The organism is Pseudomonas sp. D2002 (genome assembly GCF_013385735.1).
In the GTDB taxonomy this organism is placed as follows: Bacteria; Pseudomonadota; Gammaproteobacteria; order Pseudomonadales; family Pseudomonadaceae; genus Aquipseudomonas.
On record NZ_JACAPL010000002.1, the window covers coordinates 404,501 to 427,159 of the forward strand.

Genomic DNA, 22,659 nt, shown 5'->3' on the forward strand with positions numbered 1-22,659 from the left:
CCTTAGCCCGACTGCTTCTCGACCCACTTGCCATAGGCATCGATAAACGCCTGCAAGAACGGCCTGCTCTTCTCAGACACCTTGCCGGCCTCATCGAACACACTGCCCGCACCACCCAGGTATGCTTCTGGCTGCTGCATGCACGGCACATCGAGAAACACCAGCGACTGACGCAGATGGTGGTTGGCGCCGAACCCACCAATCGCCCCCGGCGACACACTGATAATCGCCCCCGGCTTGCCGCTGTAGACGCTTTGCCCATAAGGGCGCGACCCCACATCGATGGCATTCTTCAGCGGTGCAGGCACGGAACGGTTGTATTCGGGGGTTACGAACAACACCGCGTCGGATGAGCTCACCTGTTTACGGAAAGTACTGTAGGCTGCGGGCGGTGATGCTCCGTCGATGTCCTCGTTGTAGAGCGGCAAATCGCCAATTTCAACAATGTTCAACTGGAGATTGGCGGGTGCCAGTTCGGCCAAGGCCAGGGCGACCTTGCGGTTGATCGACTCTTTTCTAAGGCTGCCAACCAGGACGGCAATCGTGTAGACCTTGCTCATTGAGGTTTTCCCGACGTCTGACTAAAGGAGCTAATAGTTATAGAGTCTTCGCGGCGGGTTCACCAGGGGTTTTGCGCTGCCCAACACCGTTTGCTACGCCCCACCCGCGTAGGAAGCGTCTGAAAACATCAAAGAATAGTATTTTTTTCCCATAGGTAAACTACCCCGCTCCATGACGGTCTACAGAACCGCAAATCGAGTGTTTATCTCCAGAGGTTCTAAACAGATGGCTGCAGTACTTGTCGGACAGTTTCATGCCAGAGACGCGGAAGGACGCGTGTATTCGGTGCATGAGTTCCAGGAATCCAACCCGGCGCAAAGCGACCTGGCTGGCTCGGCGCCCTCCACTACCTACAAGCTGGCCATTGGCGATCGAGTAGAGAAACTGGATGGCGAAGAGTTCAGACTGATCCAGTCGGGGACCATTATCACCCGCGAATCGCCTACGGTCCTCGCGTCGTAATAGCTCGCCTCATCTACCAGCTCAGTCCTGGCCATTGACGGCATTGACTGGGCCGGGCGATCACGGCCGCTGCAACTGCGTCACCTCGACGCCCTGCTCGCCGTCCACTTGCTTGAGCGTCACCAGCAACCGCCCCCGCTCCCCTTCCACGGCATACAGCGAACGCTTGTAGCCCGGCGTGCCGTACGCGGGATACGCCACCACCTGCCTGACCAGCGCAACCTCCAGCACCGCGCCTACTTGCTCGCCCACCTGTTCCTGAGAACGGATAAACGCCTCGAGCGCGAAGTTTTCCGGTGTGTGTTCATCATGATTATTGAAGAGATAAGCAGCCACGCAGCCGGCGGTCGCCAAGACCAGCAGTTGTTTGGCCGTTACCCCGAGGAATGTCGAGGGTAGAGGCATATGAGACCAGACCTGTTTTTGTTTTATGTACCGGCTAGCCGGCATTGGTCGTTGATGATCAGAGCAGCCATTCTAATCAGGTGGTCGGGTTTTGCCAGATGAATCAGTTGTCGCCGTAGGTAATATCCTTGTTATCCCCTACACCACCCAGGGTGCGGTCCTTGCCGAATGAGAACAGGTCAAAAGGTGTTTGGGTTTGAGTGGGCGGATAGTGATACTGATAGGCAACCCCCCAAGGGTCCGTCAACAAGTCTTCATTGACGTAAGGCCCTTTCCATTTCGCCTCACCGGCAGGTTGCGTGATCAATACCTCCAGGCCTTCTTCATCGAGAGGGTAGCGACCGGTGTCCTGATGAAACCGCTCGAGCGCCTTGCCCAATTCGCTCACCTGGGCCTTTGCCTGGGCAATTTCCGCCTGCGTCACATTGCCGAACAGCCGTGGCCCTACCGCCAGGGCCAGCAGCCCGATAATGACCAACACCACCAGCACCGCCCAACGCGTAAAGCCGCGCTGGGTGTGCACGCTACCAATGACTGCGGTTTTGCCGGACATCGCAAGGCTCCCTGATGGTTTGTCGGTTATTACACGCTTTGTATGACCTGCAGGTTGCAGTCGCGAGCACGCTTAACGGTAGCCGACCCGCGCTGTTTTTTCCCCAGCCATTGAAACCCCACCGCACTGAACATAGACTCCGGCGATGCGTTTACGTCATATCGAAGTGATTCAGGCCATCTTGCAGACCGGACACCTCGGCACGGCCGCCGAATGGTTGCAACTCCCCGTGGGCGATGTAGACGCCATGCTCAAGGATGCCGAGCAGCAATTGGGCTTCATGCTGTTTGCCAGTGTGCGCGGGCGTTTGCAAGCGACACGTGAGACGCTTGAGCTGCAGGCCGCAATCGGCCACCTCTATGAGGCGCTGGAGCCGGTGCAACGCCTGGCCAGCCGCCTCAAGCACCATCACGCGCCAACCCTGCGCGCCCTGTGCACGCCACCGCTGGCCAATCAATTGCTACCGCAAAGCATCGCCGCGCTGCGCCGGCGCTTCCAGGACACACCGTGCAACCTGTCGAGCCAGCCGACCAAGGAGATCGTCAGGAGCCTGCTGCTGCACGAGGCCGATGTGGGCCTGAGCCTGCATGACCCGGAACATCCGCAAATCCAAAGCAGCGTATTGGCTCAGGGCAAGCTGCAATTGCTCGCGCCCCATGGCTGGCTCAAGCCCAAGCAAAAATACATTGCACTGCAAGACCTCGCCGGGCAGTCGATGATCGGGCTCGAAGGGCATGACCCGTTGAGCCGCCTGCTGGACGCCAAGCTGCAAGCGCTGCGCCCGCTGCCGGTGGTGCAGACACGGGTGCAGACCTACCAGATGATGCGCAGCATGGTCGAAGCCGGCGAAGGCTTGGCGATTGTCGACCCGCTCACCGCTTCCGGCGCGCGGGAAGCCGGGCTGGATACCTGCCCGTTATCGCCGCCCATCCCGGTCATCCTTTACGCATTGATTTTGAAAGACGCTGAACCCACGCCGGCACTGAATGCGCTGCTGGAGATAATCACACTCAAAGCCGAGGCCCTGCTGGGCGGCGCCTCGAACACCCCACCAGGGCCTTAGCCGCGCCCCCGGCGCCCGTTAGCGCAACATGCCCTGACAATCACCTTGGAACCCCCTCCGAAGTTTTTCACACCCATTCGCTGGAAAGTGCCAACGGCGCTTTCTATCGGACGAATCTGAAACTAAGGAGCGGTTCCCTATGAATGCCATCCACCCTGCGGCTGCAAAGCTGTCTCCCACCGGTGTGGCCAAACAAAACCCAACACCCGCCACCCATGGGACGAACGCCCTCCAGGCCTCGTCGCCGAGGGTCGCGGCCAACGACACAAGCCCTGACGCACTCGACAACCCGGCAGCCCTGAAAAAAGCCTACGCGGAACACTGCAACTGGACGGAACTGGCAGCAAAACTGCGACCGATGCTCGAAGAACTGACCAAGGCCTTTCCCGGTGAGTTGTCCAGCGAACAGCAAAACCGGCTTGAGACACAACTGGCAGCCCAGCTGAACAGCCTTTCATTGCCGGTCTGTGAACTCTCCACCTACTACCGGAAACACAACCTGACGCCCACGACCGTCGTCACGCTACACACCTATCTCAGCGGCAGTGGCTTGAACATACCGAAGACCCTGGACGCGTTGCTCGCGCTCTACCAGCGCGCTATCCAGCAGGTGCACACCCATCCCCTGGGCAACTTCAGCGGGGCACTGTCCTGGCCAATCCCGCTGGCAACGCAGCACCAACAACGCCTCATCGACCTGCTCAGCGCCCCCGATTCGACCGTGCCCGGGCTGCCATTGGCCGACAAACAAAAAGGTGTGCTGGGCTATCTGTTGTCAGCCGCCAACCTGTCGAGCGATGACTTCAAATACCCCGGCTCGGCGATGGAAACGCTGCTGGGCTCGGCCAAGGCCCAGGCATTGGGGCAAGCTATCCAGACCGAGTTGGGCGGCATCGCCACAGATGCCAGCAGCAATGACTACTTGTTGGCGGCCATCCACCTGGGCCTGGACCCGGAAGCCCTGAACAGCCCGGCGCGTAACAGCGTCGCCGGCTTTGACCTCGGGCAGCGCCAGTATTGGAACAAGCCTGCCACAGCGGTGATCGACGGCCTGAGCCGCCATCTGGTGGCGCAAGGGCGAGCCACCGCCCAATCGGCCGACTTCGCCGCGCGCCTGTTACTGGCACGCGTCGCGCCTGAATACCGGGTCAAGGACATCCCGCCCAATGTGACCTACGGCAGTATCCCCTGGGCCCAGTTGGCAATCGCGGTGGCCAAGCTGGAGGCCCAGTCGCCAGGGCGCGCACTCACCATGAGCTACAGCGACGTGCTCGCCGCCGCCGAGGGCCTCGACGTCGACGCCGCGCTCTCCCAGCGCATCCAGCACGAAGCCTTGCGTAATTGGGGAGTCGTGCATGGCCTGCTGAGTGCCGGCGACACCACGCCCACACAGACTGAAATGCAGGCCGTACAAACCGCGTTCAATACCCAGCAAAGTGCCTTGCAAGCCACCTCCACAGCGCTGGCAACGGCTATCCCCAGCCGGGAAGCGATGGGCCTGGCGCTGCTCAGAAAAGAGTTCCCGGGGGTTGCGGACAGTGTCTTCAAGGCCCGCAACATCCTCAAAGCCCATTTGAATCCGGGGCGGCCCGGCCGCTTGTCCGGGGCGCTGTCAATGCTGGATATCGTCACGCAGGGCGACAAGGTCAAACATGAGGACAAGGAACATTGGGTCACCGATGACAAGCGGATACCCATCACGGCGTTTTGCGAAAAATCCGCAAGCGGCGCACTCACCGTCGCCGACGAATTTGCCACACGCTACGCCTCGGCTATCGAGGCACAGAAAAAGGGTCACACAGGCCTGACCAAATACCTGACGTCGAACTTATCACCCGAAGACAAGCTGAACTTCGCGTATGGCCAGCTCGAGTTTTTCCATACCAATGAATACACAATAGCCACCGACTTCTGGACAAAGACGCTGAGCAAACGAGGCCATACGCTGGATGTAAAAACCACGCGAGACGGGCAAGTCAACGTGTATTGCATCAATACCAGCGACGGCACGATTACCAAAAAAAACTTCCTGGCAGACACGTACTCTGCGCCCTACGACAAACTCGAAAGAAGAGATGGCAACAAGCTGTATCGAACGGTCCGGTTCAACCCATTCGAGACCGAGCACGCCAAACTGGGCACGGAAAAACCGACAACTTCGCAAAATCCTCAAGTGTTTGACTCCGCCCGCACCGACTACATCGCCAGGGTGTTCACGCATTCCCTCGACTTGAACAATGACGACCTGCTCGACTATGCAAAGGGCATGAACGCCTACGACAAAAGCGCGGCGGCCGACGATGCCATCGGCAATTTTTTCCTCAACCTGATTCCCTTCAGGTCAGCGATTGTCAATTTCAGCCAAGGCAAAATCGCCGATGGCTTGTTTGATCTTGGTCTTGACGTGGTCGGCCTGGTGACATTGGGCGTGGGCAAGGCTGCCCAGGCAGGCAAGGTATTTGCCAAGGGCGTGACCAGTCTCAACGCCGCCTCGAAAGCCGCAAGGTTCCTCGGCGGTGCCGTGATCGAAGCACTCAACCCGCTGGGTGGCGCCGGCGACCTGCTCGGAGGCGCCAGCCGCTTCATCTGGTCCAGGGGGCGCTCAGCGGTCAATACTCTAAAGGGCGCCAGCGGCAGCTACGACGTGCTCAAAGAGGCGGGCAAACAGCACGGCTTGGTTGCCGTCGGCACCTACAAAGCGCTGGATCGCATCGAGGAAACCGGCGCCGCATTTCGCAACGGCACCTGGTACGACTATGACGTGGCCAAGGGGTCGTCCTATGGGTCGCTGCTAACCGAATTCAAGCCACACGTAGTGGCGAACGCCGATGGACTCAAAGTGCTCAACCCGCCCGCACTGCGGGACTACGCGGTCGATCTCTCGCCTGACCTGCTACAGGTGAAAGGCTTGGAGGCCAATGTTTACGTGGGCCCGGGCAACAAAAACTATATAAAAATCGACGGCAGGCTCTATCAGTCCACACTCAAGGATGGCCAGCGTGTCATCCAACACCCCAATGCAAAACAACCCGACCTTGCCGTCAGAGACCTGGGCAGCCATGGTTGGGAGCTTTCAGCCACTGCCCACCGTTTAATCGGGGGCGGCGCTCCGCCTGCCTGGAAGCTCGACGACAGTACCTACGTGCTGCCGGTAGATGACGTACAACTCAGGCCGGGCTCTTCTTACCCCTATTGCATTAACTACAGAGGCGAAAACCATATCGCCAAATTCGATACGCAAGTGGGTGAGTGGAGCTACGAAGCCCGCAACAAATTGTATTTCTGGAGAAGTGCGAAGAACACATGGCAGATGGGGACGCTGGATGAGTTGAGAAAAGCAAAAAAAATTGATGCGCACGAATTCCGCTTCGTTGAAGTCACCGCCCCGGCCATATTGACCAAACCCAAAAATGTCCGGCCACTGCCAAAAGACATTCATTATTTCTGGGCAGGCGGCGAGATACCGGACAAGCTGGTAAGCAATATCAGCAAAAACGCCGAGAAAATGCCGGGGTTCAGATCCATTGTGCACGTCGACGCAGACACGCCGGAGCTGTTCCGAACCATTAAGCTCAAGCTGGAAAAAGACGCCCCCGGCGTGACGGTCAGGAACCTGCACGAAGACAGCTTTTTCCAGTCTTTGAACACCACCGAGATGTATTCATATTTCCGCAGGGGTCAGGGCCAGAACCTCGCCGCCGCCTCTGACGTGGCACGCTACCCATTGATGAATAAATACGGCGGCATCTACCTCGACACCGATGACGTGATCACGGGATCTGTCGGCGCGGCAGGCCTGAACGCCGGCGACTCGGACATCCTGATCGGCCATCCGGTCCGCCATAAAGTCACCGGCAACAAACCTTTTTTCAATACAAGCAACTTCGCAACCCAGGCGGACAACCCGGTCGTCACTCAAATGATCGCCGAACAAAATCGCCGTTTCGCCGAAAAAAGACCCTACTTTGAGGCTAATCGACCAACCATCGCTCGAGACGAAAACGGCGCGCTCAAATACGACGATGACTTTTTGACCTATGAAGGCGAGATTTTTGAAGCGGTAGGCCCGACCATGTTTAACGACGTATTAAAAGCCAGGCGACCTGAGATTTACGAGGCAGGCTTCGAAGGGCTCAGCATAGAAGGCAGTTTTGGCGGTGAGCGCTACAACGTGGAAAAAAACGCTCGCAAGTATTATTCGGACAAGGGCGTAACGGAGCCCGCCGGGCTCCCAGAGACGGTGCGGGAGAACAAAACGCACTACCGCCAGTTCAATGAACAGCTAAAAGTCCACGTCGGCGCGGAACACTCCTGGGCCGTTACATAAACTCACTGGCAGCCTCCCGGCGCGGCTTGAAACGTTGCCCATGCGCCGCGTTCAGGCCGCACTCAGCTCGGTTTTGAACAACCGATACCAGAAGATCGCCACTTCGCGGGTTTGCGGGTCAATACCGCGATACCGCAAGTGGTCGATCCCGCCCATCACATAACCGCAGCGCTCATATAGCCGGCAGGCACCGAGGTTGTTGTTCTGGGTTTCGAGCATCATGCCCGGCAAATTTTTCTTGCGGCTCCAGAACTGCGCTACATCCAGCAATGCCTTGGCCACACCATGGCGCCGCGCAGGCAAGGCCACCGCCAGTTCATCAACGTGGGCAAAACCGTTCCAATTGGTGCTGACCACAATGTGCCCCACCGCACGGTCATCCAGGTATGCCATGAAGATTGCGCTGTCGGCTGCATCGCGAAAACTCGCGAACTCTTCCGGGTCGATGCCATAACACTTGCGGTACGGCACGATGCGCTCGACTACCCACTGGTCGACGCGCTTGCCCATCTCCGGCACGCCGTAGGCACTGACCTCAAAGCTGAAATCATTGCCCCACACGTAGGCATCAAAACCTTCGTCGGCGACCCGCACACTGAGCCCCGGGTACTTCGGGTTCATTACAGCTTGCATAAACATCCTTTACCCTTTGATGCAATCGACGGTGTAACAACGACCATTGCCGTCATCTTCGTGTTGCAACCCATGAACATCGGCGACAAAACCGGGAAAACTGCTATCGAACGTCCGGGCAAAGGCCAGGTAATCGATGATCGAACGCGTTGACTCGGTAAAGCGCTCGCCCGGCATGATCAACGGAATGCCGGGCGGATAAGGCACCAGCATCACGGCGGCGACGCGCCCTGGCAAAGCATCGATTGAGACGGCCTCGACTTCGCCCCTCACCAGTTGGTCATAGGCGTCGGCCGGCTTCATCGCGATTTCCGGCAACACCGTGTACATCCGTTTGAGGTGTTTGGCGGTGGCGTTGCTACGGTAACAGCTATGCAACTGATCGCACAGGTCGCGCAAACCCAGGCCTTGATAACGCGTCGGGCCTTGCTTGAACACCGAGGGCAAGCAACTGGCCAGGCTCACATTGGCGTCGTAGTTGCGTTTGAACTCCAGCAATTCGGTGAGCAAGGTACTCCATTTGCCCTTGGTAATGCCCATGGAAAACAACACGAGGAAGGAATACAGCCCGGTCTTTTCCACCACCAGCCCCCGCTCCCAAAGGAATTTACTGACCACCGCAGCGGGAATCCCGCAATCGCTCAACGCCCCTCCGGCGTTAAGGCCGGGCATTACCAGCGTGACTTTGATCGGGTCGAGCAGCACGTAGTCTTCGGCCACTTCGCCAAAGCCGTGCCAGTCATCTTGCGGATGCAGCAACCAGTCCGCCGTGGCCACTCGGTCGATGCCGGCCACCGTAGGCGGTTGCCAGATAGTGAACCACCAATCCTCAGCGGCAATGTGCTGGCGCAAATTCGCCAGCGCCCGGCGAAAGCTCAAGGCCTCGTCAAACATCTCCTGCAACAACGAGCGCCCGGCCGGGCCTTCCATCATCGCCGAGGCCACGTCCAGTGACGCGATGATGCTGTATTGCGGCGAGGTGGAGATATGCATCATGAACGCTTCGTTGAAACGGTCACGGTCCAGTTGCCGCGCACCGCCGTCCTGCACATGAATCATCGAGGCCTGGCTGAAGGCCGCCAGCAGTTTGTGAGTCGAGTGCGTGGTGAACACCAGCGGGCTGTCGGGGGTACGCGAGGTGCCCATGCCATAACGCCCGGCGAAGAACTCGTGAAAGGCCGCGTAGGCGTACCAGGCTTCGTCGAAGTGCAACACCTCGACACTGTTGCCCAGTTGCTGCTTGATCAGCTCGGCGTTGTAGCACAGGCCGTCGTAGGTGGAGTTGGTGACCACCGCCATCTTTACTTTGGGTGGCCGGCCACGGGTCAATGGGCTCGCTTCGATCTTGGCGTGGATGGATTCGGGGCTGAATTCACTCAGGGGAATCGGGCCGATTATTCCCAGTTCGTTGCGCTCCGGGCACAGGTACAACGGGATCGCGCCGGTCATGATGATCGAGTGCAACACCGACTTGTGGCAGTTGCGGTCCACCAGCACCAGGTCGTCACGGCCGACCATGGAATGCCAGACGATTTTATTCGCAGTCGAGGTGCCGTTGATCACGAAGAACGTGTGATCAGCGCCAAAGTTGCGCGCGGCGCGGGCCTCGGCTTCCGCCAAGGGCCCGGTGTGATCAAGCAGCGAGCCGAGTTCCGGCACTGAAACGGACAAATCCGAACGCAGCGTGTTTTCACCGAAGAACTGATGAAACGCCTGCCCTACCGGACTTTTTCGATAAGCCACGCCGCCGCCATGGCCGGGCGTGTGCCAGGAGTAATTGGAGTCGGCGGTGTGTTGCACCAAGGCCTTGAAGAATGGCGGCAACAAGCCATCCAGGTAGCTGCGCGCCGCGCGCGCGACTTGTCGGGCCAGGAACGGCACGGTGTCTTCGAACAGGTACAGAATGCCACGCAGTTGGTTGAGCTCGCTCATGGCATCGGCCGGTGCATTTTCCAGGGTGACCTGCTCACCCAGGGCAAAGATCGGCAGGTTGGGCGCCCTCACCCGCGCCAGTCGAATCAGCTCGACCATGTTTTGCAGCAAGTGGGTGTTTTCGCCGGCGCCTTCGGCGGCGATCAGCATGCACGCCAGGCCGTGATGGGTAGAAGCCACCAGCCGGCCTTCGGCGTAGTCCACGGCGGAAAAAATACTGAAGCCCTCTTGTTCCAGCTCTTGGGCGATGCCTCGAACCCGGTCACCGGCAACGGTGTCGGCCTTGATGTCGCGATGTACGATCAGAACAGGGAACTTCAGGTCTTTGTACATGAGCGCTCGAACTCTGGAGGGCTATGCACTCAGGGTAGAAGCTGGGAGCGGATGTGGCGAATGAAGATTTTACCGGCAACGGAGATCAACTGTGGGAGCTGGAGTAGGCTTTTGGGGGGGCTTCGCCCCCCAGCGGGAGCAAGCGCCCTCGCCACAGCAAGCCCGCTCCCACATTTTTTAATCGTGTTCGACCGAGGTTATTGCTGCGTCAGCTGCGACCACAACGCCGGTGCACCCGCCGACTTGGCAATCGCTTCCAACCGCGCCGCATGCTCAGCCAGGTCCTGCTCACTGGCGCGGATGATCGGGGTGGGCTTGCGGTCAGCCGGCAAGCGGCGGATTTCCGAAGGGCGATTGCCCGAGCCTTCTGCCGAACCGGTGCCGTCGGAGGCGTTACCAGCCAGGGACAGGCTGGTTTGCCCGCCGGTCATGGTCAGGTAAACGTCGGCCAGAATCTCGGAGTCGAGCAACGCGCCGTGGAGTTCACGGCCGGAGTTGTCGACGCCGTAGCGTTTGCACAACGCATCGAGGCTGTTGCGTTGGCCCGGGTGCCGCTCACGGGCCATCATCAAGGTGTCGAGGATCGAGCAGTGCTGGGAGATATCCGCACGCTCGGTCTGCCCCATCAGGGCAAATTCGTTATTGATGAAGCCGACGTCGAACGCCGCGTTGTGGATGATCAGCTGGGCGCCGTTGATGAACTCGAAAAACTCATCCGCCACTTCGGCAAAGCGCGGCTTGCCTTTGAGGAACTCGTCGGTGATGCCGTGGACGCCGATCGCACCTTCGTCACTGTCGCGGTCGGGTTGCAGGTAGACGTGAAAGTGACGGCCGGTGAGGCGACGACCCATCAGTTCGACACAGCCGATTTCGATGATCCGGTGACCATCGGTCACCGGCATGCCGGTGGTTTCGGTATCGAGTACAACAGATCGGATGGCCATCAGGGTTCAGCTCTCAACGGTGGTAGGCAGTGGTGTGAATCAAAGGGCGCGATGTTAACACGTCAGCGGACTCAGCTTTGTTTGTAGCCCCGCACTTCGTCCACACCGCGATTGGCCAACTGGTCGGCACGCTCGTTGCCTGGGTGACCAATGTGGCCGCGCACCCATTTCCAGGTGATGTTATGGCGGTTGCATTGCTCATCGAGCAGTTGCCACAGGTCGGCATTTTTCACCGGTTCCTTGGCCGCGGTTTTCCAGCCGCGCTTTTTCCAGTTGACCATCCACTCGTTGATGCCCTTCATCACGTATTGCGAGTCGGTCACCAACAGCACGTCACAGCGGCGCTTGAGTTCCTCGAGGCCACGAATGGCGCCCATCAGCTCCATGCGGTTGTTGGTGGTGTTGGCTTCGCCGCCCCACAACTCCTTCTCCACGCCCTTGCACACCAGCAAGGCGCCCCAGCCGCCGGGGCCAGGGTTGCCCTTGCAGGCGCCATCGGTGAAGAGTTCTACGCTATCGGTCATCGGTTACATCCATCAAAACGGGCTGGCGGCAATGGGCCGACAGAATCCCTGGGCCGAAAGACTCGGCCGGTAATCAAAAAGAGGTTTTACGGTTCGCTTTGCTTGCGATTGACCTTGGCCATCGGCATCGGCACCAGCTTGCCCATCGGCTGGCGCAGCACCTGACGCACCGGCCGCAGCCCGACCACGATCTTGCGCGCCACCAATAAATAGAAGCCACCACCCGACAGTTGCCAAGCGCCCGCACGGCGTTCCCAGCCAGCCAGGCGGCCTTGCCACTTGGTCGACGCAAGCGGCGGACGATAGCACCCGAAGCGGCGTTTCTCCAGCGCAAAGCCCAGCAGGTTCAGCCAGTCGCCCACCCGCGAGGGCGAGATGCAGCGCGCCTGGCGCAGGCCGTCATGGGCGAACACATGCCGCAGGCCCCAGCTGCTCCAGGGGTTGATGCCGATAATCAGCAAATGGCCACCAGGGCGCACACTGCTGGCGGCTTCGCGCAGTAACCCGTGGGGCGACAGGCAAAAATCCAGGCCATGCTGCAACACCACCACGTCGGCGGCGTGCTCGCTCAACGGCCAGGCCTGCTCCTCGCAGACAATCTCGACGCCCGGCAACGGCGCGCCCAGGCGCACGTTACGCTGTACCTGCGGCGCGGACGGCGGCGTCTGCGCCGAGGGGCCGTAATGCACCAGGTAGCCGCCAAAGAACCGGCCCAGCTCGTCTTCGAGCATGCGGCGTTCTTCATCCAGCAGGAATTGCCCGATCGGCCCGGACAGCCATTCACGGGCTGCGCCGATCAGGGCCAGCCACTCAGGATCGGCCTGGGCGAACGCTTTATCAGTCATTGCATTCTCCAACTCGCCTAGACGTTCTAAGATGCACCAATGTGTTCAGCTTGGCGAATCGAAGAATGATACAGATCACTGCCCTACCCGCCTTCACCGACAACTACATCTGGTTGTTGCAGGACCCGCACACCCAACGCTGCGCCGTGGTCGATCCCGGCGATGCCGCGCCGGTGCTGGCCTGGCTCAAGCAGAACCCGCAGTGGGCCCTCAGCGACATCCTGGTCACCCACCATCACCATGATCATGTCGGCGGCGTCGAGCAACTGAAAAGTGTGACAAATGCCAAGGTCTACGGCCCGGCGAATGAAAATATCCCGGCGCGTGACGTGGCCCTGCACGATAACGACCGCATCAGCGTGCTGGGCTGGGACTTCGACGTTTATAGCGTACCCGGCCATACCCTCGGCCACATCGCCTTTTATCACCAGGGCGTGCTGTTGTGTGGTGACACCCTGTTCGCCGCCGGTTGCGGCCGCTTGTTCGAGGGCACGCCGGAACAGATGCACACCTCGCTGGAACGCCTCGCCGCCCTGCCGGCCGAGACCTTGGTGTACTGCACTCACGAGTACACACAAAGTAACCTCAAATTTGCCCAGGCCGTGGAGCCGGATAACGCCGATATCGCCGAACGCGTCGAGCACGTCAAGCAACTGCGCGCCCGTGGCGAGATGACGCTGCCGTCCAACCTGGCCCTGGAAAAACGTACTAACCCTTTTCTACGCACCGCCGAAACATCCGTTAAACAAAAAGCGGACGAACGGAATGGGCGCGATAACCGCTCTGGGGCCGAGGTGTTTGCTAGCTTGAGGGCGTGGAAAGATAAGTTCTAAGCCGATGCAATCTGATACGGATTTTCTGAATGGTTGACCGCAACCAAAGCGCTTTCTAGAATCGCCCGACATTTTTGCCCGGAACTTACTTCCAGCCAATGTCGTCATCTATTCGTAAATCCATCTCTTCAGACGCATTGACCCGCCTGGCTCAAGCCGTGGCGGTGGCTGTGTCCGCTACTCTGGCGGGCTGCCAATCGACTCATTTCGCTGCACAATCCACCGTGCAACCAAAACCCAATCTTGCCGCCAAGATCAAGCAAAAACCTATTTGGCTCTCAGAGAAGCCCAGCCCCGAAGTCCCCCAGGATGTCTGGGAACGCATGCGACGGGGCTTTCAATTGCAGGACGGCCTGGGCGTCAACCCGCGCATCGAGCAACAGCGTTTGTGGTTCGCCAGCAACCCGTCCTTTCTGGAGAACGCCGGAGAACGCGGCAGCCTCTACATTCATTACATCGTCGAACGCCTTGAAGAACGCAACATGCCCCTGGAGCTGGCGCTGCTGCCAGTGATTGAAAGTGCCTACAACCCAATGGCCTATTCGCGCAGCGATGCGGTCGGCTTGTGGCAGTTCATTCCCTCCACCGGGCGCTACTTCAACCTGCGCCAGACCCGCGCCTACGACGGCCGCCGCGATATCACCGCCTCCACCACCGCCGCCCTGGACTACCTGACGCGTCTGCATGACATGTTCAACGGCGACTGGCTGCTGGCCCTGGCGGCCTACAACGCCGGCGAAGGCACGGTCAGCCGGGCCATCGAGCGTAACGAGAAGCTCGGCCTGCCCACCGACTACTGGAACCTGCCGCTGCCCCAGGAAACCAAGGACTACGTGCCCAAGTTCCTGGCGCTGTCCCAGGTGGTACTGGCCCCCGAGGCCTACGGCGTCAACCTGAGCCCGATTGCCAACACGCCGTACTTCGAAGTGGTTGAAGTCAAGCAAAGCATGGACCTGTCACGGGTTGCCGCGCTGGCTGAAATCGATGAAGACGAACTGTTCCAGCTCAACCCGGCCCTGAAACAACGCACCACCCTCGACGGCCCCCAGCATTTGCTGGTGCCGAGTTCCAAGGCGCAGTTGCTCACCAGCACCCTTTCGACGATGAAGCCGGAAGAATTGCTGGCGATGCGCCCGAAAAAGCAGGTGTTCGACGAAGTCGAGACCGCGCGAGTGGCTGGGCGTACGCGCAATTACAAGGTGCGTACGGGCGACAACCTCACGCTGATCGCCAAGGCGAACAAGGTCGACGTGCATGACCTGCAGCGCTGGAACAAGCTCAACGGCCAGGCGCTCAAGGTTGGCCAGACCCTGGTGATGCAGGACACGCGCAAGCTGGTGGCCAAGGCCGACAGCAAGAAGCCGGTGCAATACAAGGTCAAGAAAGGCGACTCGCTGTACATCGTCGCCAAGCGTTTCAACGTTGAGATGCAACATCTCAAGCGCTGGAACCCGCGCACTGGCCAGGCACTCAAGCCAGGGCAGATGCTGGTGGTTTCCGGGCCGCGCTAAACAAAACCTGAGGAAACAGCGGGCTTATTGTGGCGAGGGAGCTTGCTCCCGCTGGAGTGCGAAGCGCTCCCAAACCAGCGTGTCAACCAGATACATCCTGGCTGACGGGTTTGGGGCTGCTACGCAGCCCAGCGGGAGCAAGCTCCCTCGCCACAAACAAGCCCGCTCCCACATTGGGTCCCCAGTGTTTTCAGCGACCTTTTTCCAACCGGAACAAGCTGTTACTGTACCGATCATAAAGCCCAAGCCGCCTGGATCGGATCTCTGACTTGAAGCGTCCCCTCCTTCTACTAATAAGTCTGGCCTTGAGCTTTGCAGCGAACGCGACGATTACCGAGAGCCACGGTTATACGCAGTTCGGCAGGCTCAAGTACCCGGCAAAATTCACCCACTTTGATTGGGTAAACCCTGCAGCGCCAAAAGGCGGGACATTGCGGGTCATGGCCTTTGGCACCTTCGACACGCTCAACCCCTACACCTTCAAGGGCTCCAGCCCGGTTTCCACCCCCAATTTCCTGCAATACGGCGTCAACGAGCTGAACGAGCCGTTGATGGTCGGCACCGGCCAGTACGCGCCGTCCGGCGATGAGCCCACCTCCAGCTACGGGCTGATTGCTCAGTCGGTGGAATACAGCGAGGATCGCAGCTGGGTGGTGTTCAACCTGCGCCCCGAAGCGCGTTTCCACGATGGCAAGCCGATCACTGCCTATGACGTGGCGTTCTCCTATCGCACCCTGCTGACCGAAGGCCACCCGCAGTACCGCACCAACCTGCAGGAAGTGGCGCGGGTCGACATCCTCAACCGCCACCGTATCCGCTTTGTGTTCAAGCGCGCCGGCAACCCGTTGCTGATCCTGCGCCTGGGCGAGCTGCCGGTATTGCCCCAGCATTACTGGAAAAACCGCGACTTCAAGGCCACCACCTTCGAACCCCCTTTGGGCAGCGGGCCGTATCGCATTACCAAGGTCACGCCTGGCCGGCAACTGGTGTTCGAACGGGTCAAGGATTACTGGGGCAAGGACCTGCCGGTCAACCAGGGTTTCTATAACTACGACAAGGTCGAAGTGGAGTTCTACCGCGACAGCGACGTGGCCTTCGAAGCCTTCAAGGCCGGCGAATTCGACATCTACATCGAGCACCAGGCCAAGAACTGGGCCACCGGTTATAACTTCCCGGCGGTCAACCGTGGCGATGTCATCAAGGCGCAGATCGCCCACCAGATCCCGACTCAGAGCCAGGGCCTGTTCATGAACACGCGGCGACCGACCTTCGCCCAGACCAAGGTGCGCGAAGCACTGGGGTTGATGTTCGACTTTGAATGGACCAACCGCACCCTGTTCAGCAGCGCCTATAAACGCACCTTGAGTTATTACCCCAACAGCGAGTTTTCGGCGACGGGCGTGCCGGTAGGCCATGAATGGCTGATGCTCTCGCCGTACCGCGACCAGTTGCCGGCCAACCTGTTCACCCAGCCGTTCAGCCTGCCGCAGACCGACGGTCGCGGCATCCCGCGCGACACCATGCGCCGCGCCCTGGCGTTGCTGGGCGAAGCCGGCTGGAAGCTGTCGGGGCAGCGCCTGCTCAACAGTGACGGGCAACCGCTGCGATTCGAAATTCTGCTGGTCAACCCGAACCTGGAGCGCATCCTGCAGCCGTATGTGGAGAACCTGATCAGCATCGGCATCGACGCGCGCCTGCGCACGGTTGATCGCGCGCAATACAAGCAGCGCCTGGATCAGTTCGACTTCGACATGATCCTGATCACCCTCAACCAAACCTTGAGCCCAGGCCTTGAACAGTGGCAGTACTTCCACTCAAGCCAGGCCAGCATCAAGGGCAGCAAGAACTACGCCGGCATCGCCAACCCGGTGGTCGACCGCCTGCTGGACCAACTGCTGGCGGCGCAAACCCGCGAAGAACAACTGGCCGCCGGCCGCGCCCTCGACCGCGTGTTGCTGTGGCAGCACTACAGTATTCCCAACTGGTACCTCAACTATCATCGCTTGGCGTACCGCAACCGGTTCGCCTTTGTCACCACGCCGCCCTACAGCCTGGGCCTGAGCGCGTGGTGGCTGAAAGCTTCGGAGAAAGCCCAATGATGTATTTGCGCTACGCGTTACTGAGCAGCCTGTTGCTGTGCAGCGCGGCCAACGCCGCGCCGCAACATGCGCTGACCCTGTACAACGAGCCACCCAAGTACCCCGCCGACTTCAAGCACTTCGACTACGTAAACCCCGACGCGCCCAAGGGCGGCACCTTCCGCGAATCCAGCATGGGCGGCTTCGACAGCCTCAACCCGTACATCAGCAAGGGCGTGCCGGCAGACAATCTGCCGCTGATCTACGACACCCTGGCCATGCAAAGCCTGGACGAGCCCATCACCGAATACGGCCTGGTGGCCGGCAAGATCGAAAAAGCCCCGGACAACAGCTGGGTGCGTTTCTACCTGCGCCCCGAAGCGCGTTTTCACGATGGCCACCCGATCCGCGCCGAAGACGTGGTGTTCACCTTCCAGGCACTGATCAAGGACGGCTCGCCGCTGTATCGCACCTACTACGCCGACGTCGACGAAGTGGTGGCCGAAGACCCGCTGCGGGTGCTGTTCAAGTTCAAGCGCACCAACAACCGCGAATTACCGCTGATCCTCGGCCAACTGCCGGTATTGCCCAAGCATTGGTGGGCCACCCGCGACTTCGCCAAGGGCAACCTGGAAATACCGCTGGGCAGCGGGCCGTACAAGGTCGCCGAGGTCAAGCCTGGGCGCATGGTGCGCTATGAGCGGGTCAAGGATTACTGGGCCAAGGACCTGCCGGTCACCCAAGGCTTCTACAATTTCGACAACCGCATCACCGACTACTACCGCGACAGCACGGTGTCGCTGGAAGCGCTGAAGGCCGGGCAATTCGACTACTGGCTGGAGTTCAGCGCGAAGAACTGGGCCAACGCCTACAACATCCCGGCGGTCGCCCAGGGCCGGTTGATCAAGGAAGAAATCCCCAACGGCAACCCCACCGGCATGCAGGGCTTTGTGTTCAATACGCGCAAGCCGATGTTCCAGGACGTACGCGTGCGCAAGGCCATCAGCCTGTTGCTGGATTTCGAGTGGAGCAACAAACAGCTGTTCAACGGCGCCTACACGCGCACCCGCAGTTACTTTGAAAACTCGGAAATGGCCGCCACCGGCCTGCCCGGCCCCGACGAACTAGCGATTCTGGAGCCGTTTCGAGACAAGATCCCGGCCGAAGTCTTCACCCAGGCCTTTGAACCCGCCAAGACCGACGGCAGCGGCATGATCCGCACCCAGCAGCGCGAGGCCTACCAATTGCTGCAAGCCGCCGGCTGGAAGATCGTCGATGACAAGATGGTCGACACCACCGGCAAACCGGTGACCATCGAGTTCCTACTGGCCCAGACCGAATTCGAACGCATCCTGCTGCCGTTCAAGCGTAACCTGGCGGACCTGGGCATCAACCTGGTGATCCGCCGCGTTGACGTGTCGCAGTACATCAACCGCCTGCGCTCGCGTGATTTCGACATGCTGGTGGGCAGCTTCCCGCAATCCACCTCGCCGGGTAACGAACAACGCGAATTCTGGGCGTCGTCCAGCGCCGACAAACCCGGCAGCCGCAACTACATGGGGCTTAAGGACCCGGCGGTCGATCAATTGGTTGAAGAGTTGATCGACGCCAACTCGCGTAAAAGCCTGATCGCCCACGCCAAGGCCCTGGATCGTGTGCTGCAGTTCGGCTATTACGTGATCCCCAACTGGCACATCAAGACCTTCCGCGTGGCGTATTGGGACCATCTCGGCCATCCGAAAGTCTCGCCGCTGTACGACGTCGGCACCTCCACCTGGTGGGCCAAGCCCGATGTAAAACCTGCCGTCACCCTGGACACGAGCGCCGATCCGGCGAGCGGAGGCGATTAAATGCTGGCTTATATTGTTCGCCGCCTGTTGCTGATAATCCCCACGCTGTTCGGGATTCTGCTGATCAACTTCATCATCATCCAGGCCGCCCCCGGTGGCCCGGTGGAACAGATGATCGCCAAGCTCGAAGGCTTTGACGGCGCCACCAGTCGCATCGCCGGTGGCGGTGCCGAGGTCTCGGTGGCCGGCTCCAGCTACCGGGGCGCCCAAGGCCTGGACCCGGCCTTGATCAAGGAAATCGAGAAGATGTACGGCTTCGACAAATCGGCGCCGGAACGCTTGTGGATCATGGTCAAGAACTACGCCCGCCTGGATTTCGGCGACAGTTTCTTTCGCGACGCCAAGGTCATCGACCTGATCAAGGAAAAAATGCCGGTATCCATCTCCCTCGGGTTATGGAGCACGCTGATCATGTACCTGGTGTCGATCCCGCTGGGCATCGCCAAGGCCACACGCCACGGCAGCCACTTCGACGTGTGGACCAGCTCGGCAATCATCGTCGGCTACGCGATCCCGGCGTTCCTGTTTGCGATCCTGCTGATCGTGGTATTTGCCGGCGGCAGTTACCTCGACTGGTTCCCCTTGCGCGGACTCACCTCAAACAACTTCGATGAGCTGAGCTGGAGCGGCAAGATCCTCGATTACTTCTGGCACCTCGCGCTTCCCGTCACTGCGCTGGTGATCGGCAACTTCGCGACCATGACGCTGCTGACCAAAAACAGTTTTCTCGACGAGATCAACAAACAATACGTGGTCACCGCCAAAGCCAAGGGCCTGACCAACCACCGCGTGCTCTACGGCCATGTGTTCCGCAACGCGATGCTGTTGGTGATCGCCGGCTTCCCCTCGGCGTTTATCGGGATTTTCTTCACCGGTTCGTTGCTGGTGGAAGTGATCTTCTCCCTCGACGGCCTGGGCCTGATGAGCTTTGAAGCGGCGATCAACCGTGATTACCCGGTGGTGTTCGGCACGCTGTTTATCTTCACCCTGCTGGGGCTGATCGTGAAACTGATCGGCGACCTCACCTACACCCTGGTCGATCCGCGTATCGACTTTGCCAGCCGGGAGCATTGAGATGAACCTGTCCCCCCTCAATCGCCGTCGGTTCGAGCGCTTCAAGGCCAACAAGCGTGGCTGGTGGTCGCTGTGGCTGTTCCTGATCCTGTTCGTGCTCAGCCTGGGCGCGGAGTTGATCGCCAACGACAAACCGCTGGCCGTGCACTTCGACGGCGACTGGTATTTCCCGGCACTCAAGCGCTACCCGGAAACCGCCTTTGGCGGCGAATTTCCGCTGGAGGCCAACTACAAGAGCCCGTATATCCAGGAACTGCTCAAGGCCAAGGACGCCTGGACGCTGTGGGCGCCGATCCCGTTCAGCTACCAGAGCATCAACTACGACCTGAAAGTACCCGCCCCCGCACCGCCTTCGAGCGTCAACCTGCTGGGCACCGATGACCAGGGCCGCGATGTATTGGCGCGGGTGATCTACGGCTTCCGTGTGTCGGTGCTGTTCGCCCTGACCCTCACCGTGCTCAGCTCGATCATCGGCGTGATCGCCGGTGCGCTGCAGGGCTTTTATGGCGGCTGGGTCGACCTCGCCGGGCAACGTTTCCTGGAAATCTGGTCCGGCTTGCCGGTGTTGTACCTGCTGATCATCCTCGCCAGTTTTGTGCAACCCAACTTCTGGTGGCTGCTGGGGATCATGTTGCTGTTTTCGTGGATGAGCCTGGTCGACGTGGTGCGCGCCGAGTTCCTGCGCGGGCGCAACCTTGAATACGTGCGCGCGGCCCGTGCGCTGGGCATGCAGAACGGCGCGATCATGTTCCGGCACATCCTGCCCAATGCCATGGTGTCGACCATGACCTTCATGCCGTTCATTCTCACCGGCGCCATCGGCACCCTCACCGCCCTGGATTTTCTCGGCTTCGGCTTGCCGGCCGGCTCACCGTCACTCGGTGAATTGGTGGCACAGGGCAAATCCAACCTGCAAGCGCCGTGGCTGGGCATGAGTGCCTTTGCCGTGTTGGCGATCATGTTGAGTTTGCTGGTGTTTATCGGCGAGTCCGCTCGCGATGCCTTCGACCCGAGGAAATGAGATGAATCAGGACAATCTGATCGAAGTCCGCGACCTCTGCGTCGAGTTCGTCACCGGCGAGCACCACCACCGCGTGGTCAACAACGTCAGCTTCGACATCAAGCGCGGCGAAACCCTGGCCCTGGTCGGCGAAAGCGGCTCGGGTAAATCCGTCACCGCCCACTCGATCCTGCGCCTGCTGCCCTACCCGCTGGCACGCCACCCGGCGGGCACCATCAGCTATGCCGGGCAAGACCTGCTGACCCTTAAAGAAAAAACCCTCCGGCATATTCGCGGCAACCGCATTGCGATGATCTTCCAGGAGCCGATGACCTCGCTGAACCCGCTGCACACCATCGAAAAGCAGATCAACGAAGTACTCGGCCTGCACAAAGGGCTGACCGGCAAGGTCGCGACCCGGCGCACCCTGGAACTGCTCGAACTGGTCGGTATTCCCGAGCCGCACAAACGCCTCAAGGCCTTGCCCCACGAACTCTCCGGTGGCCAGCGCCAACGGGTGATGATCGCCATGGCCCTGGCCAACGAGCCGGAACTGTTGATCGCGGATGAGCCGACCACGGCCCTCGACGTCACGGTGCAGTTGAAGATTCTGGAATTGCTCAAGGAATTGCAGGCGCGGCTGGGCATGGCGTTGCTGCTGATCAGCCATGACTTGAACCTGGTGCGGCGCATCGCCCATCGCGTGTGCGTGATGCAGAAGGGTTGCATCGTCGAGCAGGCGGCGTGCGAGACGCTGTTCCAGGCGCCGCAGCATCCTTATACCCAGGAGCTGCTGGCGGCGGAACCCAGCGGTGGGCCGGCGAGCAACGAGGTGGGGCCGCCGTTGCTGGAAGTGGATGATTTGAAGGTGTGGTTTCCGATCAAGAAAGGCTTTTTGCGTAACACCGTGGATTACGTCAAGGCGGTGGATGGCATTAATTTCAGCCTGCCCCAGGGGCAGACGCTGGGCATCGTTGGTGAGAGTGGCTCAGGTAAATCGACGCTGGGCCTGGCGATTTTGCGGTTGATTGCCAGCAAGGGCGGGATTCGTTTTGAGGGCCAGCAGTTGGACCGACTGACTCAGCAGCAAGTGCGGCCGTTGCGGCGGGAAATGCAGGTGGTGTTTCAGGACCCGTTTGGCAGTTTGAGCCCGCGGATGAGTGTCAGTGAGATTGTTGGCGAGGGGTTGCGGATTCACAAGATGGGCACGCCTGTTGAGCAGGAGGCCGCGATTATTGCGGCGCTGCGTGAGGTGGGGCTGGATCCGGAGTCGCGACATCGTTACCCGCATGAGTTTTCCGGGGGGCAGCGCCAGCGCATCGCCATCGCCCGGGCGTTGGTGCTCAAGCCACGTTTGATTTTGCTCGATGAGCCGACGTCGGCGCTGGACCGTACGGTGCAGCGGCAGGTGGTGGAGTTGTTGCGCAGTTTGCAGGCCAAGTACAACCTGACCTATTTGTTTATCAGCCATGATTTGGCGGTGGTGAAGGCGTTGAGTCACCAGTTGATGGTGGTCAAGCATGGGCAGGTGGTGGAACAGGGGGAGGCTTCGGCGATTTTTGCTGAGCCGCGGCATGCTTATACGCGGCAGTTGTTGGAGGCGGCGTTTTTGGTGCCTGCTGGTGTTGGGGGTTGATGTTGTACATATCCGTTATTTAGGTAACGGCTGATATGGGTTCCGCCCTTACGGCGGGTCACTTTTGGAAAAGGGCCCCAAAAGTAACCAAAAGG

Annotated in this window: 18 protein-coding genes; 10 read left to right on the plus strand and 8 right to left on the minus strand. The window is 59.9% G+C overall.

The window, feature by feature from the left end; genetic code table 11:
* Window positions 1-2: 2 nt before the first annotated feature.
* On the minus strand, window positions 3-560 hold the full coding sequence (locus HX783_RS01880; protein ID WP_177015746.1) for an NADPH-dependent FMN reductase: 558 nt from the start codon (window positions 558-560) through the stop codon (window positions 3-5).
* A gap of 226 nt (window positions 561-786) precedes the next feature.
* Between HX783_RS01880 and HX783_RS01885 the strand changes: the two genes are divergently transcribed.
* Window positions 787-1,023 carry a hypothetical protein gene (locus tag HX783_RS01885; protein WP_177015747.1) on the plus strand — a complete coding sequence of 79 codons (237 nt, stop codon included), beginning with the start codon at window positions 787-789 and terminating at the stop codon, window positions 1,021-1,023.
* 60 nt (window positions 1,024-1,083) lie between these two features.
* On the opposite strand, the gene HX783_RS01890 is transcribed toward HX783_RS01885, so the two are convergent.
* The gene (locus HX783_RS01890; RefSeq protein ID WP_177015748.1) at window positions 1,084-1,428 is read right to left on the minus strand and encodes a hypothetical protein; all 345 of its coding nucleotides are present in this window, start codon (window positions 1,426-1,428) and stop codon (window positions 1,084-1,086) included.
* Window positions 1,429-1,531: 103 nt separating this feature from the next.
* Window positions 1,532-1,981: a type II secretion system major pseudopilin GspG gene (gspG, locus tag HX783_RS01895; RefSeq protein WP_177015749.1), complete on the minus strand. Its 450-nt coding sequence runs from the start codon at window positions 1,979-1,981 to the stop codon at window positions 1,532-1,534.
* Window positions 1,982-2,126: 145 nt separating this feature from the next.
* Between gspG and HX783_RS01900 the strand changes: the two genes are divergently transcribed.
* Together HX783_RS01900 and HX783_RS01905 are read left to right on the plus strand one after the other, a co-directional pair.
* Window positions 2,127-3,044 (plus strand): LysR substrate-binding domain-containing protein, encoded by a 918-nt coding sequence (locus HX783_RS01900; protein WP_177015750.1) that lies wholly within the window; start codon window positions 2,127-2,129, stop codon window positions 3,042-3,044.
* Between the two features lie 139 nt (window positions 3,045-3,183).
* Window positions 3,184-7,371: a glycosyltransferase gene (locus HX783_RS01905; RefSeq protein WP_177015751.1), complete on the plus strand. Its 4,188-nt coding sequence runs from the start codon at window positions 3,184-3,186 to the stop codon at window positions 7,369-7,371.
* 51 nt (window positions 7,372-7,422) lie between these two features.
* Here HX783_RS01905 and HX783_RS01910 read toward each other — a convergent pair whose 3' ends face one another.
* From HX783_RS01910 to HX783_RS01930, 5 genes are all read right to left on the minus strand, one after another.
* A complete protein-coding gene (locus HX783_RS01910) occupies window positions 7,423-8,004 on the minus strand; it encodes a GNAT family N-acetyltransferase (protein ID WP_159955801.1) in 582 nt (193 codons plus the stop codon).
* 9 nt (window positions 8,005-8,013) lie between these two features.
* Window positions 8,014-10,269 carry an Orn/Lys/Arg decarboxylase N-terminal domain-containing protein gene (locus HX783_RS01915; protein WP_159955799.1) on the minus strand — a complete coding sequence of 752 codons (2,256 nt, stop codon included), beginning with the start codon at window positions 10,267-10,269 and terminating at the stop codon, window positions 8,014-8,016.
* 197 nt (window positions 10,270-10,466) lie between these two features.
* Window positions 10,467-11,207 (minus strand): DNA polymerase III subunit epsilon, encoded by a 741-nt coding sequence (gene dnaQ / locus HX783_RS01920; protein ID WP_174245672.1) that lies wholly within the window; start codon window positions 11,205-11,207, stop codon window positions 10,467-10,469.
* Window positions 11,208-11,284: 77 nt separating this feature from the next.
* On the minus strand, window positions 11,285-11,737 hold the full coding sequence (rnhA, locus tag HX783_RS01925; RefSeq protein ID WP_029291380.1) for a ribonuclease HI: 453 nt from the start codon (window positions 11,735-11,737) through the stop codon (window positions 11,285-11,287).
* Between the two features lie 86 nt (window positions 11,738-11,823).
* Window positions 11,824-12,582, minus strand: coding sequence for a class I SAM-dependent methyltransferase (locus tag HX783_RS01930; protein ID WP_177015752.1), 759 nt, complete (start codon window positions 12,580-12,582; stop codon window positions 11,824-11,826).
* 65 nt (window positions 12,583-12,647) lie between these two features.
* Between HX783_RS01930 and gloB the strand changes: the two genes are divergently transcribed.
* From gloB to HX783_RS01965, 7 genes are all read left to right on the plus strand, one after another.
* Window positions 12,648-13,415 carry a hydroxyacylglutathione hydrolase gene (gloB, locus tag HX783_RS01935; protein ID WP_177015753.1) on the plus strand — a complete coding sequence of 256 codons (768 nt, stop codon included), beginning with the start codon at window positions 12,648-12,650 and terminating at the stop codon, window positions 13,413-13,415.
* A gap of 98 nt (window positions 13,416-13,513) precedes the next feature.
* Window positions 13,514-14,926 (plus strand): transglycosylase SLT domain-containing protein, encoded by a 1,413-nt coding sequence (locus HX783_RS01940; RefSeq protein WP_177015754.1) that lies wholly within the window; start codon window positions 13,514-13,516, stop codon window positions 14,924-14,926.
* A gap of 269 nt (window positions 14,927-15,195) precedes the next feature.
* A complete protein-coding gene (locus HX783_RS01945) occupies window positions 15,196-17,025 on the plus strand; it encodes an extracellular solute-binding protein (RefSeq protein ID WP_177015755.1) in 1,830 nt (609 codons plus the stop codon).
* Window positions 17,022-18,854, plus strand: a complete 1,833-nt coding sequence (locus tag HX783_RS01950; RefSeq protein WP_177015756.1) for an extracellular solute-binding protein — start codon at window positions 17,022-17,024, stop codon at window positions 18,852-18,854. The genes HX783_RS01945 and HX783_RS01950 overlap by 4 nt, the downstream gene beginning before the upstream one ends.
* Window positions 18,855-19,928, plus strand: a complete 1,074-nt coding sequence (locus HX783_RS01955; protein WP_159955785.1) for a microcin C ABC transporter permease YejB — start codon at window positions 18,855-18,857, stop codon at window positions 19,926-19,928.
* A 1-nt stretch (window position 19,929) separates the two neighbouring features.
* The gene (locus tag HX783_RS01960; RefSeq protein ID WP_159955783.1) at window positions 19,930-20,949 is read left to right on the plus strand and encodes an ABC transporter permease; all 1,020 of its coding nucleotides are present in this window, start codon (window positions 19,930-19,932) and stop codon (window positions 20,947-20,949) included.
* A 1-nt stretch (window position 20,950) separates the two neighbouring features.
* Complete coding sequence (locus HX783_RS01965) at window positions 20,951-22,564, plus strand: ABC transporter ATP-binding protein (RefSeq protein ID WP_177015757.1); 1,614 nt, start codon at window positions 20,951-20,953, stop codon at window positions 22,562-22,564.
* The last annotated feature ends 95 nt before the right edge of the window (window positions 22,565-22,659 follow it).

Coding starts and splice junctions, on each gene's coding strand:
- HX783_RS01930 (WP_177015752.1), bottom strand. CDS start 12,582: ATGACTGATAAAGCGTTCGCCCAGGCCGATCCTGAGTGGCTGGCCCTG.
- HX783_RS01880 (WP_177015746.1), bottom strand. CDS start 560: ATGAGCAAGGTCTACACGATTGCCGTCCTGGTTGGCAGCCTTAGAAAA.
- HX783_RS01900 (WP_177015750.1), top strand. CDS start 2,127: ATGCGTTTACGTCATATCGAAGTGATTCAGGCCATCTTGCAGACCGGA.
- HX783_RS01905 (WP_177015751.1), top strand. CDS start 3,184: ATGAATGCCATCCACCCTGCGGCTGCAAAGCTGTCTCCCACCGGTGTG.
- HX783_RS01940 (WP_177015754.1), top strand. CDS start 13,514: ATGTCGTCATCTATTCGTAAATCCATCTCTTCAGACGCATTGACCCGC.
- gspG (WP_177015749.1), bottom strand. CDS start 1,981: ATGTCCGGCAAAACCGCAGTCATTGGTAGCGTGCACACCCAGCGCGGC.
- HX783_RS01915 (WP_159955799.1), bottom strand. CDS start 10,269: ATGTACAAAGACCTGAAGTTCCCTGTTCTGATCGTACATCGCGACATC.
- HX783_RS01955 (WP_159955785.1), top strand. CDS start 18,855: ATGCTGGCTTATATTGTTCGCCGCCTGTTGCTGATAATCCCCACGCTG.
- HX783_RS01960 (WP_159955783.1), top strand. CDS start 19,930: ATGAACCTGTCCCCCCTCAATCGCCGTCGGTTCGAGCGCTTCAAGGCC.
- HX783_RS01890 (WP_177015748.1), bottom strand. CDS start 1,428: ATGCCTCTACCCTCGACATTCCTCGGGGTAACGGCCAAACAACTGCTG.
- gloB (WP_177015753.1), top strand. CDS start 12,648: ATGATACAGATCACTGCCCTACCCGCCTTCACCGACAACTACATCTGG.
- HX783_RS01910 (WP_159955801.1), bottom strand. CDS start 8,004: ATGCAAGCTGTAATGAACCCGAAGTACCCGGGGCTCAGTGTGCGGGTC.
- HX783_RS01965 (WP_177015757.1), top strand. CDS start 20,951: ATGAATCAGGACAATCTGATCGAAGTCCGCGACCTCTGCGTCGAGTTC.
- rnhA (WP_029291380.1), bottom strand. CDS start 11,737: ATGACCGATAGCGTAGAACTCTTCACCGATGGCGCCTGCAAGGGCAAC.
- HX783_RS01885 (WP_177015747.1), top strand. CDS start 787: ATGGCTGCAGTACTTGTCGGACAGTTTCATGCCAGAGACGCGGAAGGA.
- HX783_RS01950 (WP_177015756.1), top strand. CDS start 17,022: ATGATGTATTTGCGCTACGCGTTACTGAGCAGCCTGTTGCTGTGCAGC.